The sequence below is a fragment of the Bacillus sp. S10(2024) genome (assembly GCF_050473865.1).
GTDB lineage: Bacteria > Bacillota > Bacilli > Bacillales > Bacillaceae_G > Bacillus_A.
The window spans coordinates 2,883,815-2,898,828 of sequence record NZ_JBFLUR010000002.1; the positions used below are offsets into that span (position 1 = coordinate 2,883,815).

Annotated in this window: 13 protein-coding genes; 5 read left to right on the forward strand and 8 right to left on the reverse strand. The window is 36.3% G+C overall.

The features are described 5' to 3' along the window. Position 1: 1 nt before the first annotated feature. Genes xrtG through AB1280_RS14775 form a run of 3 tightly spaced genes read right to left on the reverse strand, consistent with a single transcriptional unit; the run spans position 2 to position 3,389 of the window. The gene (xrtG, locus tag AB1280_RS14765) at positions 2-586 is read right to left on the reverse strand and encodes an exosortase family protein XrtG (protein WP_429756276.1); all 585 of its coding nucleotides are present in this window, start codon (positions 584-586) and stop codon (positions 2-4) included. Beyond that, positions 583-2,994 carry a 6-pyruvoyl-tetrahydropterin synthase-related protein gene (locus tag AB1280_RS14770; protein WP_429756277.1) on the reverse strand — a complete coding sequence of 804 codons (2,412 nt, stop codon included), beginning with the start codon at positions 2,992-2,994 and terminating at the stop codon, positions 583-585. Before AB1280_RS14770 ends, xrtG begins: the two co-directional genes overlap by 4 nt. Before the next feature lie 14 nt (positions 2,995-3,008). Next, positions 3,009-3,389 (reverse strand): 6-carboxytetrahydropterin synthase, encoded by a 381-nt coding sequence (locus AB1280_RS14775; RefSeq protein WP_429756278.1) that lies wholly within the window; start codon positions 3,387-3,389, stop codon positions 3,009-3,011. A gap of 285 nt (positions 3,390-3,674) precedes the next feature. On the opposite strand from AB1280_RS14775, the gene AB1280_RS14780 reads away from it, so the two are divergent. The 4 genes from AB1280_RS14780 to AB1280_RS14795 all read left to right on the forward strand — a co-directional run bounded on the left by AB1280_RS14780 (position 3,675) and on the right by AB1280_RS14795 (position 8,504). Next, on the forward strand, positions 3,675-5,201 hold the full coding sequence (locus tag AB1280_RS14780) for a cardiolipin synthase (protein WP_429756279.1): 1,527 nt from the start codon (positions 3,675-3,677) through the stop codon (positions 5,199-5,201). 135 nt (positions 5,202-5,336) lie between these two features. Continuing rightward, complete coding sequence (locus AB1280_RS14785; RefSeq protein ID WP_429756280.1) at positions 5,337-6,230, forward strand: AAA family ATPase; 894 nt, start codon at positions 5,337-5,339, stop codon at positions 6,228-6,230. 3 nt (positions 6,231-6,233) lie between these two features. Continuing rightward, on the forward strand, positions 6,234-8,117 hold the full coding sequence (locus tag AB1280_RS14790; protein WP_272190672.1) for a vWA domain-containing protein: 1,884 nt from the start codon (positions 6,234-6,236) through the stop codon (positions 8,115-8,117). 189 nt (positions 8,118-8,306) lie between these two features. Beyond that, the gene (locus AB1280_RS14795; RefSeq protein ID WP_429756281.1) at positions 8,307-8,504 is read left to right on the forward strand and encodes a hypothetical protein; all 198 of its coding nucleotides are present in this window, start codon (positions 8,307-8,309) and stop codon (positions 8,502-8,504) included. A gap of 286 nt (positions 8,505-8,790) precedes the next feature. Here the strand turns inward: AB1280_RS14795 and AB1280_RS14800 are convergent, their stop codons facing one another. Both AB1280_RS14800 and AB1280_RS14805 read right to left on the reverse strand, forming a co-directional pair. Beyond that, positions 8,791-9,765, reverse strand: coding sequence for an L-threonine 3-dehydrogenase (locus tag AB1280_RS14800; RefSeq protein WP_429756282.1), 975 nt, complete (start codon positions 9,763-9,765; stop codon positions 8,791-8,793). A 34-nt stretch (positions 9,766-9,799) separates the two neighbouring features. Beyond that, a complete protein-coding gene (locus AB1280_RS14805; protein WP_429756283.1) occupies positions 9,800-10,990 on the reverse strand; it encodes a glycine C-acetyltransferase in 1,191 nt (396 codons plus the stop codon). 206 nt (positions 10,991-11,196) lie between these two features. Here AB1280_RS14805 and AB1280_RS14810 point away from each other — a divergent pair, with 206 nt between their 5' ends. After that, positions 11,197-11,928, forward strand: coding sequence for a class I SAM-dependent DNA methyltransferase (locus tag AB1280_RS14810; RefSeq protein WP_272190678.1), 732 nt, complete (start codon positions 11,197-11,199; stop codon positions 11,926-11,928). Positions 11,929-11,966: 38 nt separating this feature from the next. Here AB1280_RS14810 and AB1280_RS14815 read toward each other — a convergent pair whose 3' ends face one another. From AB1280_RS14815 to AB1280_RS14825, 3 genes are all read right to left on the reverse strand, one after another. Then, complete coding sequence (locus AB1280_RS14815; RefSeq protein ID WP_429756284.1) at positions 11,967-12,779, reverse strand: ABC transporter ATP-binding protein; 813 nt, start codon at positions 12,777-12,779, stop codon at positions 11,967-11,969. Between the two features lie 64 nt (positions 12,780-12,843). Then, on the reverse strand, positions 12,844-13,902 hold the full coding sequence (locus tag AB1280_RS14820; protein ID WP_429756285.1) for a FecCD family ABC transporter permease: 1,059 nt from the start codon (positions 13,900-13,902) through the stop codon (positions 12,844-12,846). Then, positions 13,899-14,903 carry a FecCD family ABC transporter permease gene (locus AB1280_RS14825; protein WP_429756286.1) on the reverse strand — a complete coding sequence of 335 codons (1,005 nt, stop codon included), beginning with the start codon at positions 14,901-14,903 and terminating at the stop codon, positions 13,899-13,901. Before AB1280_RS14825 ends, AB1280_RS14820 begins: the two co-directional genes overlap by 4 nt. Between the last annotated feature and the right edge of the window lie 111 nt (positions 14,904-15,014).

Here is a 15,014-nt window from a genome sequence, read left to right on the forward strand (position 1 = left end):
GTCACTTTAATTCACCTACTTTCTGATAGCGAATTTGAACAAGTGTAAATAATATATAATAAAGATATACCGTTAAACCGAAGAAAAGAATGCGAGCAAATACCATATGAATAAGCTTGTAGGCGTCTGCTCCAAATATCTTTGTGGCAACAATAATGAATAATAGCCGCAAAATATTTGCGACAATTAAAAAGAATATACCAAAAATCGTTGAGAATACCTTTGTTTTTCGATTTCCAAACGGGAAGAACAGTACGAGAGATAGAAACACGAGTAACTCAATGCCGCCAGAGCATTCATAATTTAATACCATCGTTACAATCCCTTTTCCCGTTTCAATTGTTACGAATACCAGTTCACGATGCACATCAAATACCGGAAATACGGCCGAAATCCACTCTAACACATAGGAATTCACAATGTTTGCGTATTTCTCAACGTAAGGCAGAAAGTATAGCATACAAACTGTAAAAAAACCTACGCTTCCTACTATAAAAGCAAAGAATCGTAATCCAATCCGTTGCATCATCCTATAACCGAAAATGCAAAGTACAATCAGTAGTATCCCAATAATTATAAAGCTCATGCTTCCCCCGCCCTTCTTCTATACATTGCATAGGATAAACTACAAATGATACAGAAAGCACTCACAGATAAAACAGCACCTTGCATCACATACGGGTACCCGACATGTACTTTCACATGTTTCGTCTTTATGTTCATAAATTGATTCATTTTTTCATATGTACCTTCTACTGTTTGGAAAGCATCAATTGCTGCAACAGGTACAAGTATATTTACTTGTTCACTATCAACAATGACTTCATTATGATTTCGTTTTAAACGTACCGATACAACCTCTCTCTTTGGTAATGTGTAAGCTTTTAATTGCAACATATCCTCAAGAACTTGTAGTGTATCCCCATTTCTCGTTAAAAACGTATAATAAGGAATATTTAATGCCATAAACATTACGTTTTCATTTTTTCTTTTAGCTAGGTAATTGAAAATCTGTTTATTCACATATAACTGTGATTCAGAATTAGTTATGTCACTAATAACATTTGTTCTCCAATCACTTGATTTTTTAGGAAATGGTTTTGTTTCTATTTTTTTACCTTTATAAAATAATTCCCCATACTGACCTTGCAACGCAATGGATTGAACATTTACATTCAGAAATGATTCTGTCATTCCAGCTGTGTCAATTACCACTCTAACGTGATGATTAGCTAATTTTCCCACTAACTGTTCTGCTGCTTTTTTGTCTTTGTAATCTACGCCTGAAATGTAAACAACTTTATAATTTTTCAACTCGCTAAACGTGTAGTCATCAATTTTCATTCTGTCCCCTATTAATAATTGCGGGAACATATAAGTGATATTGGGCGCATATTTTCCAATTGCGATCCCCTCATATTGCACTTTTGTTCCAAAATTCCCTTCAATAGGATATTTATAAATATAATTACTTGGTGTCTCCTTTAGTAACTCATATCCTACTCGCTTAGCCGATTCCTTCATTTCCTTAGGGTGTTTCACAAAGTTCTTCTTTAATACGAATGTATCCGCTCCTGTTTCTAGCGTACGATCAAATAGAATATCATAATATTCATGTTCTAATGCTGTATTAATTTGGACTAAATTTTGTGCCGTCGTTGCTCCTTGCCACGCCCAGCCATACACCTGGTCTTTTACCTTATTCTGTTTTCCATGATACGATAAATAATAACTTGGAAAAGAACCATACTCAGAGTTATCTAACATCGCGATACGCTGTGATGCTGTAGAAATGGCCACATCTAAATCTTCAGCTTGTCCTTTTGGGAATTCTTGATTAAATCCAACTGTATAAAAAGAAACTCCTGAATCAACAGCTAATAACAAAATAAACAACCACATGAAAGACTTCCGAAGATTTTTCCATAATAAAAAAGAGAACAAAATCATCACCATCGCCATAGCAGTAAAGCGGCGCATCCATAGCACTTGAACAAAAGGCATATTTTGCAGCAATGGTAACGCTAGTTTTGTTGTACCTATCATAATGAATAAGGCAACAGAAAATCCTGTTATCTGTTTTTTGGAACTAAAAAGTAAGCCAAATAAGGCGAGAACAGCAAATGAACAGCCAAAATAATAGATTTCGATATCATGAAAACGTAAAAATGGATGTAGCGATACACTTAATGGATATGAGTGTAGTGCCATTACTTCTAAATTAGCCTCTCGGTCCATTCCAATAATGCCGCCATTTAATGCTGGAAATAGCCAAAATCCAGATAAACCAATCCCTAATGCCGCATACATGAGTACAATAAATTTATGAATCATCTCTTTATTTATAATTGAGTCGATAAGGCAAAATAAGAAGAAAGAAAGGCCGACCATCGCTGTTAACATCGGATGAATCAGCGTTATGATTGCCATTAAAATAGAAAGAATGAGGTACAATTGAAGTCTTTTCTCACGTACTGCACGGTAAAATAGTAAAAATAGAAATGGTAATATTGATGTTATTGTGCAAAATGGAACATTTCCTTCTGCACATAAAATGCGAAGATTTTCTGGAACGAAGAACCATAGTATCCCAATAAAAAATGCTAGCCATTGTCGTTTTGTATACACTCCCCACAATAACCAGCCAAGTCCACCTATTATAAAAAGAAAAATATAAAATAATTGATACGCCGAAACCATATCCGTTGTGAACATTCGTAATACAGCTAAAATATAATAAGATAAAGGTGCCCAAAATCGAAATGGTTGAAATCCGTTATACCACTGTGCACTATAATTCACATACCAATGTCCTTTTTGAAATTCATCATATAGTAAATTTGCTTTATAAAAATGCCCATAAGTGTCCGACCCCCACGGATAACGCGCGAAGCGATTCATATACCATGACATAAGTAAAGCACCTACTACTAATAAAGAAAGTTGAAAAAGAAAAAGAAACAGCCCAACTCGTTTTCGTTGTTCAAACTTCATACTACTTTTCCTCACTATCCTCTCTGAATCACATATTGCCGCATTGGATTCTCATTAATTGTTAATTCCTCAAGCGGAACATCATGCTTCTGTAAACGCCCTGTCAAATCTTCAAAAAAAATTCGTCCAATTTGTTCCATCGTACAGTTTCTTCCTGCAAACCTTGGAGAATCATTTAAGCACGTTCCTTGGTATTCATTTAAGTATTCTCCAATGACGTTTTCAATATGAGTAAAATGTAACTCTTCTTCTTTTTTATGTAAAATAAGTAATGTAATTTCCCATGTATGCGGATGTACATCTGATCTATTCCCATTAATAGACACATAATGCCTTGCGTTCAAATAAAAATGTAGACGATATTTTGTAATCATCATAATTTCTCCTTCAACCATTTTGTAGCGTCCCTTCATACAGAACGAGTACATAGTATATAATGAAACACAAAGTAGCAAAAACTAAATATCAAACTTCCATTGTTTACATATCCATTACATCAGAGCAGTTACAACAATAGTATTTCCCTTTCGACCTATGTAAAATTATCTCTTTTCTAAAACAGTAAAAAAGTCTGCTCCTATGCAGAACAAACCAAAACTTCCTATTTGTTTAATGTAAATAGAACATTTTATAATAAAGCTATAGCTATAACTAATCAGAAAAAGGTGACATTCCTACCAATGAAAAATCGTGTTCTGCAATTACTATTTGTTATTTCAATTTCAACTATTTTACTCATGCTATTAAACAGATCATCTATATCGTTATATACTTTCGCTGGAGTCGTATTCTTTATTACAGCTGTCGGTATTGCTTTCGTCATCTTTATTGAAAATCGATCTCCGCAAAGTACCTTAGCTTGGTTTTTAGTATTAGCAATTCTCCCGATTTTTGGCGTATTTTTGTATTTATTATTTGGCCGAAGTAAATGGCGCCGAATAAAACATTTACATCGTTCCGAAGAACAAAGAAAGTTGTTCCGTGAAATTTTAGAAGGAAAACGATTGAAACAAGAAATACCATCATCTCTAAATGAACACTCTGCCCATTTAACTACAATCATTCAAAAATTTGGCGGGGGCCCTATTGCTGATGAAACGACGACGAAATTATTAACAAATGGAGAAGAAACATTTACAGAAATTTTGTCTTCCATTCACGAAGCAAAGCACCATATTCATATTCAATATTACATTTATCGAGCTGATGAAATTGGAACAAAGATTCGAGATGCTTTAATCGAAAAAGCAAAAGAGGGTGTAATTGTCCGCTTTTTATTTGATGACCTCGGAAGCTATCCATTACGAAGCACCTTTTTGCAACCGATGAAGGATGCAGGAATCGAGGTAGTAGAATTCGATCCTGTCCTTTCTCCGTGGTTAATCGAAACTGTCAATTACCGGAATCACAGGAAAAGCATTATTATTGATGGTAAAATTGGTTTTACAGGTGGATTGAATGTTGGGGATGAATATCTTGGGCGCTCTAAGAAATTTCCAATTTGGCGAGATAGTCATTTAAAACTTGAGGGGAAAGCATTATACAAACTACAAGCGCTCTTTTTAGAAGATTGGTTATACGCACTTAGTGGATTAAACAACTATTCTTGGGAACCGTTTATGAAGAAGGAGTATTTCCCAGGTTCGACAGCTCAGGCAGAAGGTGCTGTCCAAATTGTCGCAAGTGGCCCAAGTGCAAATGACAAGACGATTCGAAATGCCCTGTTAGCAGCAATGACATCAGCGAAACGTTCTATTTGGATCGCAACGCCATACTTTATTCCTGATCAAGAAACATTAACATTACTACGTTTAAGTGCAATCGCTGGAATCGATGTCCGTATCCTGTATCCTGGCATAAGCGATAGCGTAATAAGCGACCAAGCTTCTCAATCTTATTTTGCTCCGTTATTAGAAGCAGGTGTTTCTATTTATCGTTATAAAGATGGCTTTATGCATGCTAAAATTGTCTTAATTGATGATGAAGTTGCAACAATTGGTACAGCAAATATGGACATTCGTAGTTTTGAACTGAATTATGAATTAATCGCTATGTTGTATAATTCACAGACTGTCCTTGATATTAAACGTGATTTTGAACAAGACTTTAAGGATTCTACAGAAATTCGTTGGGAAGTATTTCAAAGAAGAAGCCTTCGAAAAAGAATGCTTGAATCATTAATGCGACTTATTTCACCGCTTTTATAAAGTGAAACTCCCATCGGCGTTGATAAGGTAACATCTTCCAAATTGGAAGATGTTTTTTCTTTGCTTCACTTATGAAAACACGTTATCATAAGAAGGATTGTTTACTTTATGAAAATAATGTTAGGTGGGAAATACATGTTAGAACAATTTCATATACATGAGGGATTAAAAGAGCAACTTGTAAATATTCATGAAACAAATAAACAGGCAGCAGGAAATGCTGCTACTTTAATTGGAACAAAAATGTACAAAGCAGCAGATAGCAGCATTATTGAAGATGCAATTACTGCCTTACTTCTTGGCAAAAACGTTCTATTAAAAGGCCCTACGGGAAGCGGTAAAACCGTTCTTGCTGAAACGCTATCATATCTATTCCAAAAGCCCATGCATAGCATCAACTGCTCTGTTGATTTAGATGTAGAAGGTATTTTAGGATACAACACATTAACAACAAAGGACGGTGCCTCTGAAGTTACTTTCGTGAATGGTCCATTGATGAAAGCGATGAAAAATGGTCACTTCCTTTATATCGATGAAATTAACATGGCCAAGCCAGAAACGCTTCCACTTCTTCACGGTGCACTCGACTACCGAAAAATGATTACAAACCCATTCACACAAGAAGTTGTGTATGGCAGTGATGAATATCGTGTAATTGCTGCCATTAACGAAGGGTATGTTGGAACGAGTGAACTAAATGAGGCATTAAAAAACCGTTTCGTTATTATTGAAGTTCCTTATATTCAAGGTGAAACATTAAAAGAATTGTTATTAGCTGAATCAAAATTAAAGAATGCAGCAACAATCGAAAAGTTTGTAGCATTCGCTAGTGACTTGATGCCCCTTGCTCGCGATGGTCGTGTGAGTGAAGAAGCGGCAAGTATTCGCGGTATTATCGATGCATGTGATTTAAGTGTATATATTCCATTGATGCGTGCAATTGAACGCAGTATTATTGCAAAATTAAGTGATGAGACGGAACAAATGACGGTACGTGAATTAGCAGAAAGCTATTTCTTTGAGGGATAATTCATGAGACAAATTTTTAGCGATAAAAAAATCGATGCGTCTCTGTTTCTACAAATGGAAAACTTAATGTACGCTCTTCTAAAAGAGGAAAATGCGTATTTAGAATATGGATATAAAGCATATTATGACGAAATCGAAAATAAAATTGTCATCAGTCATTTTTGGGATGATCGAAGCGAAACGGATAAAATAATTGGCTTAAAAAGTGAAGTATATTTAAAAGCGCTTGGCTACAAACATCATTCCGATATGCAACTAATTCGTAATTATGCAAAAGAACTACAGCAATCACCGCTTAAAAATTTTTTAACACAGCTATTCGTTCTATTAGAAGATTTACGAGTTGAAGAAATTGTGAAGCGAGAGCGTCCTGGTACAAAACCAATTTTTGCACGCCGAAAAGAAATGTATCGAAATTATTTCAGCTCACAATATGAAATTAACCGGATCCGGAATTATCATGCTGATATGCTTATTTGTTTATGTTACTTAACAGTAACGAGCGAAAAATACGAAATGTTTAACAACGACTACTTTGAACAGATTGAAGCAATCTTACATGAAACATTTCAAACGCGTACAACAGAAGATACGATGTATGTTGTCGAAAAAATTCGCTATCGTTTAGAAGAACTTTTAGAACATGATATGATTAATAACTACTTTGGTCTTGCGCCGCTCAATACTTCTGTCATTTTTGACAAAATTGAAGAACGCGTAGATGAATTAGCAAACGATGATGTTCAAATTGTTGATGATGACGATAATAAGAGTAAAATAAATGAAAGTTTTTCAACTTGGCATCGTGAAAATAAAAACAATGAAAACGAAAACTTCTTACGCTTTGAATTAGAAAGCGGTACAAAAACAAATATGATGGGTGATACTGCCCGTGAATCTGAGGATAGTGATCAAGCACTTGCTTCTGTGCAAGGTACTTCCCAAAAAAGTACGCAGTCGAACTTCGACGGTGCAGACGCTGAAGATACGAGAGCATCTCATGCTTCTAGCCAAGGGGAAGGTGCATACGGAAAATATAACGCCGGCGCATCGCACACTTTTAAAGAAGCTCGTAAACCAAACCATGATGAAAAGAAAGACTATCAAGCTATAAAATCTGTCGTAAATAAAGATGTGAAAGAACTAAAGAAAATCATCGAAAAAACAATTGAAAATAAAACAAACGCAAATGCTGATAAATACTACGGAAGACTCCGTAAAAAGTTCCTACGTATTTATACAGAAAAACAACCGCGTATGTTTTATAAAAAAGGACAAGAATCCCAAGAGCTTGACGTGGTCTTTCACCTGCTAGTTGACTGCTCTGGTTCGATGTATAACAAAATGGAAGAAACGAAAAAAAGCGTTGTTCTGTTCCATGAAGCTTTAAAATCGTTAAAAATTCCACACGCCATTAGCGGATTTTGGGAAGATGCTTCTAGCGCCACGCCAGAAAATAAGCCAAACGTCATTCATGAAGTCGTAACCTATCAAAATTCAACGCTTCCAAGCATTGGTCCAGAAGTCATGCAACTTCGTGAAGAAGAAGATAACCGTGATGGATACATTATTCGTATCGTGTCAGAAAAACTTGCAAAGCGTTCGGAAAAGCATAAATTCCTACTCGTCTTTACAGATGGCGAACCGTCTGCATTAGACTATCAACAAGACGGTATTTTAGATACACACGAAGCTGTAAAACTTGCTCGCAAAAGCGGCATAGAAGTCATCGGAATCTTTATCGAAGAAGGCGAAGCAAAAGAAGCAACCTATCAGCTCATGAAAAATATATACAACCACCACTTCTTAGTGGCGAATCATGCGGAAGATTTACGATTAAAGATTAAACCGCTATTGAAGAAGTTACTACTGAAAACGATTGAATAAAAACCGGAGCTGGGTGCAGCTCCGGTTTTTTTGTCTTTTATTGCCGAGCAGTCTTTAAATTGTGTCGAATCGCCGATATATAGTAAAAAACGGTCGATATATTTGAAAAATCGCCGATAAAAAATGAAAATTTTTGGGGCATATTAAGAATCAAATACATGTGAAAGGATGATTCATTTGTGCCCCAAAATGGATGAACAATATACGGATGTTACAACTGCTGAAGCTAGGCATCAATATGTCATTCCTGAGGAGTTTCCTGAAGGGCCTTACGGTTCTTCCTTTAACAAAAAGTTAGGAAAATCGAATCCTTGGGATAAAGATCAAAAAACACATAAAGCATTTAGCAACGAATATGAAAAACAGTTTGAAGAAACTGAACAATAATATCGGAAAACTAATGTAAATATGCATGAAGTGAAATCTATATAAATCAAAATTAAAAGAACCATTCTTTTTAGGTGGGCGAGAACATCTGGCCGTGCATAGAAGCGGTCATGGCCTTTTTCTGCCACATGCGCAGTGAAAACCAAAGATAGCAAGCGAGTGCAGCTTCCTTTTTTCTGCATAGCCGCAATCTTTATGTCGAAAAATTAAAATGGATTTATTTATGCTAAGTTTAAACATGTCGACAAAAAAGAACCGATTCAACACATTGAATCGGTTCTTCTCATTAGCTAATTACTAGCTCAGTTTCTAATTTTTTTTTTAATTTCTCAAGCATATCAGCTGTCATTTTGTCTAAATCATAGTCTGCTTTGAAGCCCCACTCTTCTTTTGCTGCTGTTGCATCAATTGAGTTTGGCCAGCTATCTGCAATTTTTTGACGAGCTGGATCAACAGCATAATCCATCGTGAATGTTGGAATGTATTTACGAATAGATGCCGCAATTTGTTCTGGCTCGAAGCTCATTGCTGTAATGTTAAATGCATTGCGATGTTTTAACTTACTTGGATCTGCTTCCATTAACGAAATGATCGCTTGCAATGCATCTGGCATGTACATCATATCCATGTATGTTCCTTCTGCAATGTAAGAAGTGTACGCACCCTTTTTAATTGCTTCGTAGTAAATTTCAACTGCATAGTCAGTTGTTCCCCCACCAGGAGGCGCAACGTATGAAATTAAACCTGGGAAGCGCACACCGCGCGTATCTACACCAAACTTTTGATAGTAATAATCACATAAAAGTTCTCCAGCTACTTTGTTTACCCCGTACATCGTAGTTGGACGCTGAATGGTGTCTTGCGGCGTATTATCTTTTGGCGTTGTCGGACCGAATGCACCAATTGAGCTTGGCGTGAAAAACTTACAATTTAACTCACGTGCCGCTTCTAACGCATTTACAAGACCGCCCATATTTAAGTTCCAAGCAAATAGCGGATTTTTTTCTGCCGTTGCAGAAAGTAATGCTGCTAAATGAATGATTGTATCCACTTCATTACGCTTTGCAATATCATGTAATTTTTGACCATCAGTTACATCTAAAATTTCAAATGGGCCAGACTTTACAACTTCGCTATCTGTTTCACGAATATCTGTTGCAACAACATTTGATGCACCGTATACATCACGAAGTTTCGTTACAAGTTCAGAACCAATTTGACCTAAAGAACCGGTTACTAGAATTTTTTTCATTTTCCCCACTCCTCATTAGTAAGCTTTCCTAGATGTAAATGTGTTAAATAATACCCATTTCTTTTCCAACTTTTTCGTATGTGCGAATTGCTTCATCAAGCATTTCTTTTGTATGTGCTGCTGTTGGCATATTACGAACACGTCCTGTTCCTTTTGCTACAGTTGGGAACACAATTGATTTTGCGTACACGCCCTCTTCGTTTAGACGTTTACTAAATTGTTGTGTTAATACTTCATCACCAATAATACAAGGTGTAATTGGTGTTTCACTTTCTCCAATGTTAAAACCAAGCTCTTTTAAGCCTTGTTTCAAATAGCGACCATTTTCCCATAAACGGTCATGCAGCTCAGTGCTTTCCATTAAAATTTCAATTGATCTCATACAAGCAGCTGCATCAGCTGGCGTTAATGCTGTTGAGAATAAGAATGGACGTGAGCGCACTTTTAACCAATCGATTAAGTTTTTCTTACCAGCAACATATCCACCGATTACCCCAATCGCTTTCGATAATGTACCGATTTGGAAATCTACTTTGTCAGATAGTCCAAAATGTTTCACTGTACCAGCACCTTTTCCAAGTACACCAGAACCGTGTGCATCATCAACATACGTCATTAAATCTAGCTCTTCTGCAATTTCAACGATTTCTGGTAGTTTTGCTATGTCGCCATCCATTGAGAATACGCCATCTGTAATAACCATTAATTTATTGTAAAGACCTGATTCTTTCGCTTCGATTGCTTTTTTACGCAAGTCTTCCATATCAGAATGTTTATAAACGATAATTTTTGCTCTTGATAAACGGCTACCATCAATAATAGATGCATGGTTTAATTCATCTGAAAGAATTGCATCATTTTTATCCATAACAGCTGAAATCGCTGCCATATTACAATTAAATCCAGATTGATATGCAATTGCTGCTTCAGTATGTTTAAACTTTGCAATTGTTTCTTCTAATTTAATATGCAAATCAAGTGTACCGTTAATTGTACGAACAGCTCCTGCACCAACACCATATTTATGAATCGCGCTGATTGCTGCTTCTTTTAAGCGCTCGTCTGTTGCTAATCCAAGATAATTGTTTGAAGATAAATTAATATATTCTTTTCCGCCAATTGTGATGATTGGTCCATTCGAACTTTCAAGCGGATCAATAACGTTATAAAGCCCCTTTGATTTTAAATCCTCTAGGTTTTCTACTAAAAAATTGTCAAGTGTTTTGCTAGACATCGTGAAACCTCCCTATCGTTCATATAAAGAAAGTATTACCATAATACTTCCTTTACCAGCTTAACACGTTTTTTAAAATTGTTATAGGAAAATAGTTTAAAGTAAACGCTTACATCTACTGATTATATCTTATCTAATGACGGAAATCTATTATTATTATTTAGATTTTGGTAGAATTAAAAAAACGCTTTCAAGGAGAGGATACAATGTCTTATACAGAATCTGACGTTTACAATGAAGACTTATTTTTTGAACAATATATGAAACGCAGGCATCGAATTGATAACCCAAACGATACGATTGAAAAGCCTGCTCTCTTACAGTTACTCGGCCATATAAAAGGTAAAAGCATTCTTGACCTTGGCTGCGGTGATGCACAATTTGGAGTAGAGCTACTACAGAAAGGTTGTCACTCTTATACTGGCATTGAAGGCTCTCATCGTATGCATGAAGAAGCTCAGAAACAATTACAACATACAAATGGAATTGTTCACCTTTTAAACCTCAAAGACTATACATACCCATCTTCTACTTTTGATACCGTTACATCTAGACTTGTCCTTCATTATATTGAACATATTGATGATTGCTTCAAACAAATTTTTCAAACGCTAAAACCTGGCGGGACTTTTGCCTTTAGTGTTCAACATCCAGTTATTACCTCTGCATTTGAAAGCTTACAGGCCACTGGAAAACGAACAAGCTGGCTGGTTGATGATTATTTTAAAACTGGTAAACGCGTCGAGCCATGGATTCATGAACAAGTTGTTAAATACCACCGAACAATTGAACAATACTTCCTATCTTTACAAAAAGCTGGTTTTACGATTACTAGTTTACGCGAAGCAACACCAGAGTTGCAGCATTTTCAAAATGAAGAAGAATATAACCGTAGACTGCGCATTCCTTTGTTTCTATTATTTTCATGTACAAAGTAAAAAGGCGATGAATCACTATCGCCTTTTTACTTTGCCTTTTAATTAATCGCTTGCGGAAGTATACGTCTTCCCTTTCCTTGCGGGATACAAAGCGGTGTACCGAATAACGGATCTGTAATAATTTCACACTTCATACGAAAAACATCACGTACAAGCTTATCATTAATAATATCTTCTGGTTTTCCTTGTGCATAAATTTGTTTATCACGAATTGCTACAATATGATGTGCATAACGACAAGCTAAATTTAAATCATGCAGCACCATTACAATTGTCCGTTGCTCATTCTCATTTAACTCAAATAATAAATCCAGTACCTCAATTTGATGTGTCATATCTAAATATGTTGTTGGCTCGTCTAATAAAATGATATCTGTATCCTGTGCAAGTGTCATTGCAATCCATGCACGCTGACGTTGTCCACCAGACAATGCATGAACATCTCGTTCTGCAAATTCGGTCATTCCCGTTGCAGCTAATGCTTTCCATACCATTTCTTCATCTTGCTTTGACCATTGTTTTAACCATGTTTGATATGGATAACGTCCTTGTTTAACAAGTTGAAGAACAGTTACTCCTTCTGGCGCTTGTGGACCTTGTGGTAAAATTGCAAGCTGACGAGCAATTTGCTTCGTTTGCATATTTTGGATAATTTGATCTCCTAATAAAATATCCCCAGATGCAGGTTTTAATAACCGGGCAAGCGAACGTAATAAAGTAGATTTTCCACAGCCATTTGAACCTATAAAAATTGAAATTTTCCCTTTTGGAATTTCTAAATCTAATTCATCAATAATAATTGTTTCACCATAAGACAACGTTAATGATTTTGTTTCTAATGCTTTTTGCATGTTTATCTTCCTTTACTCCGTTTTTTATAGATAGTAAATCATCTATGTATATTTTTCTTTACCTTTATGAATTTCGAGTTTTATAAAGTAAATAAATAAAATATGGAGCACCGATTGCTGATGTAAATACACCTGCTGGCACTTCAAGCGGAGCAAAGACTGTGCGCCCAATTAAATCTGCAGCAAGTACTAAAATCGCACCTACAACAGCTGCTACTGGAATTAACGCACCATATAAAGAACCTACTAACCTTCTTGAAATATGTGGTGCCATTAAACCAACAAATCCGATTCCACCTGCAAAGGCAACCGCTCCTCCAATTAACGCTGTACTAAGGAGCAAGAGGAAAAGACGTGATTTCGTTAAACGAATACCAAGTCCGACAGCAATATCATCACCAAGTTCTTGTGCGTTTAAATGTCTCGCAGCTATAAATGCAACCACTGTTAAAATAAGAACCCAAGGTGCTAACACCCCTACGTTTTGCCAGGAAGCTCCGTAAACAGTACCGGTAATCCACACATTGGCTTGGCTCGCTTGGTAGATTGGTGCTAGCAACATGAATAATGTTGTCGCTGCCTTCGTTAGTGCCCAAAATCCAACACCAATTAAAACAAGACTAATCGGCGATAATCCATCATTTCTCCACGCAAATAAATATACAAAAACTGCAACGATAGTTGCCCCAATAAAGGCCGCCAATGGCATATAGTGGATACTTACTGTTAATGCATTGTTTTTATCACTAAATATAGCTAGGAATAATACAACCGCTACACTTGCCCCACCTGTAATACCAATAATATCAGGAGATGCAAGCGGATTTCGAACGAGCCCTTGTAAAATACATCCGGCTACAGCAAGAGCTATTCCTACAAGAATTGCAATGAGAATACGTGGCATACGAAACTTATTTACAACCATACTAGACATTGCATCACCGTTTCCGATAATTGCTTGCCATACATCATATGGAGCTACTTTCATCTCTCCCATACCCGCACTTGCAAAAAATAATCCGATTAAAACAACTAATAAACCTAACAAGACGAGACAAGCTCGTTTATACATTAAAAACGAGAGTCCATCTTTTCCTATACGAAACGGAATGTACTTCTTCATTTGCTAAGTCCTCTCTTACGTGCGATATAAATAAAGAATGGTGCACCAATAAATGCTGTCATAACCCCTACTGGTACTTCTTGTGGCATAATCACATATCTCGCAGCAATATCTGCAAATAATAACAAAATGGCACCTAACAATCCACTATACGGAACTCTCCAACGATGATCTACACCGACAAGAGCTTTTGCGAAATGAGGGGTAATAATTCCAACAAATCCAATTGGTCCTGCAACAGCAACAGATCCACCTGACAATAAAACAACAATAAGCAGTACCAATGCCTTCATCATCACTGTTCGTTGTCCTAGCCCTTTTGCTACATCTTCTCCCATCATTAGCGTGTTCACTTTCCCTGCTATCAAGAGAGAGGCAATCCAACCAACTAATAAATATGGAAATACGGATTGTAATACTTCTAACTTTCTCCCTTGTACAGAACCAGCAAGCCAGAACAACACTTCTTCTAACGCTTTTTCATTTAATACAAGCAGTCCCTGTGTTAAAGAAGAAAATAAGGCACTTATCGCTACCCCTGCCAATGTTAACTTAAGAGGAGTTGTCCCTTCTTTTCCTAAAGAACTAGAAGCAAATACAAGCGCAGCAGCAACTGCTGCACCTAAAAAGGCAATCCACGTAAACGCTGACAAAGATGAAATCGAAAAAACAACAATCGCTACAACTATGAAAAAGGCAGCACCTGAGTTTAATCCGATAAAATCCGGAGCAGCGAGTGGATTTTTTGTTAAAGTTTGCATAAGGCAACCAGCGATGGATAAACTAGCACCGACACTAGCGGCAATAAGCGCACGAGGTAAACGTACATTTTGAATAATAATATGTTCATTCGAACCATTGAAATGGAAAAAAGCATCCAATGCTAACTTCCCACTTGTATTTGTATATCCAAAAATAATACTCCCCCAAATACAAGTAATAACTGCAATGATTCCAACAAATAATCCAACCCATTTTGCCTGATTTGTTTTTAATAACATGTAACGTTTCTCCTTTAATACATAATGATACGTTGTTAGTGTATTGTAACTTAATTCGCAGCATCAATGATAGTAATAATTATTTTCAATTGGAACTATTGACAATCTATT

Excerpts from the sequence above, each read along its gene's own strand:
- AB1280_RS14825 (WP_429756286.1), bottom strand. The coding sequence starts at position 14,903 with ATGTTATTAAAAACAAATCAGGCAAAATGGGTTGGATTATTTGTTGGA.
- xrtG (WP_429756276.1), bottom strand. The coding sequence starts at position 586 with ATGAGCTTTATAATTATTGGGATACTACTGATTGTACTTTGCATTTTC.
- AB1280_RS14815 (WP_429756284.1), bottom strand. The coding sequence starts at position 12,779 with ATGCAAAAAGCATTAGAAACAAAATCATTAACGTTGTCTTATGGTGAA.
- AB1280_RS14805 (WP_429756283.1), bottom strand. The coding sequence starts at position 10,990 with ATGTCTAGCAAAACACTTGACAATTTTTTAGTAGAAAACCTAGAGGAT.
- AB1280_RS14810 (WP_272190678.1), top strand. The coding sequence starts at position 11,197 with ATGTCTTATACAGAATCTGACGTTTACAATGAAGACTTATTTTTTGAA.
- AB1280_RS14785 (WP_429756280.1), top strand. The coding sequence starts at position 5,337 with ATGTTAGAACAATTTCATATACATGAGGGATTAAAAGAGCAACTTGTA.
- AB1280_RS14790 (WP_272190672.1), top strand. The coding sequence starts at position 6,234 with ATGAGACAAATTTTTAGCGATAAAAAAATCGATGCGTCTCTGTTTCTA.
- AB1280_RS14775 (WP_429756278.1), bottom strand. The coding sequence starts at position 3,389 with ATGGTTGAAGGAGAAATTATGATGATTACAAAATATCGTCTACATTTT.
- AB1280_RS14770 (WP_429756277.1), bottom strand. The coding sequence starts at position 2,994 with ATGAAGTTTGAACAACGAAAACGAGTTGGGCTGTTTCTTTTTCTTTTT.
- AB1280_RS14795 (WP_429756281.1), top strand. The coding sequence starts at position 8,307 with ATGGATGAACAATATACGGATGTTACAACTGCTGAAGCTAGGCATCAA.
- AB1280_RS14780 (WP_429756279.1), top strand. The coding sequence starts at position 3,675 with ATGAAAAATCGTGTTCTGCAATTACTATTTGTTATTTCAATTTCAACT.
- AB1280_RS14820 (WP_429756285.1), bottom strand. The coding sequence starts at position 13,902 with ATGAAGAAGTACATTCCGTTTCGTATAGGAAAAGATGGACTCTCGTTT.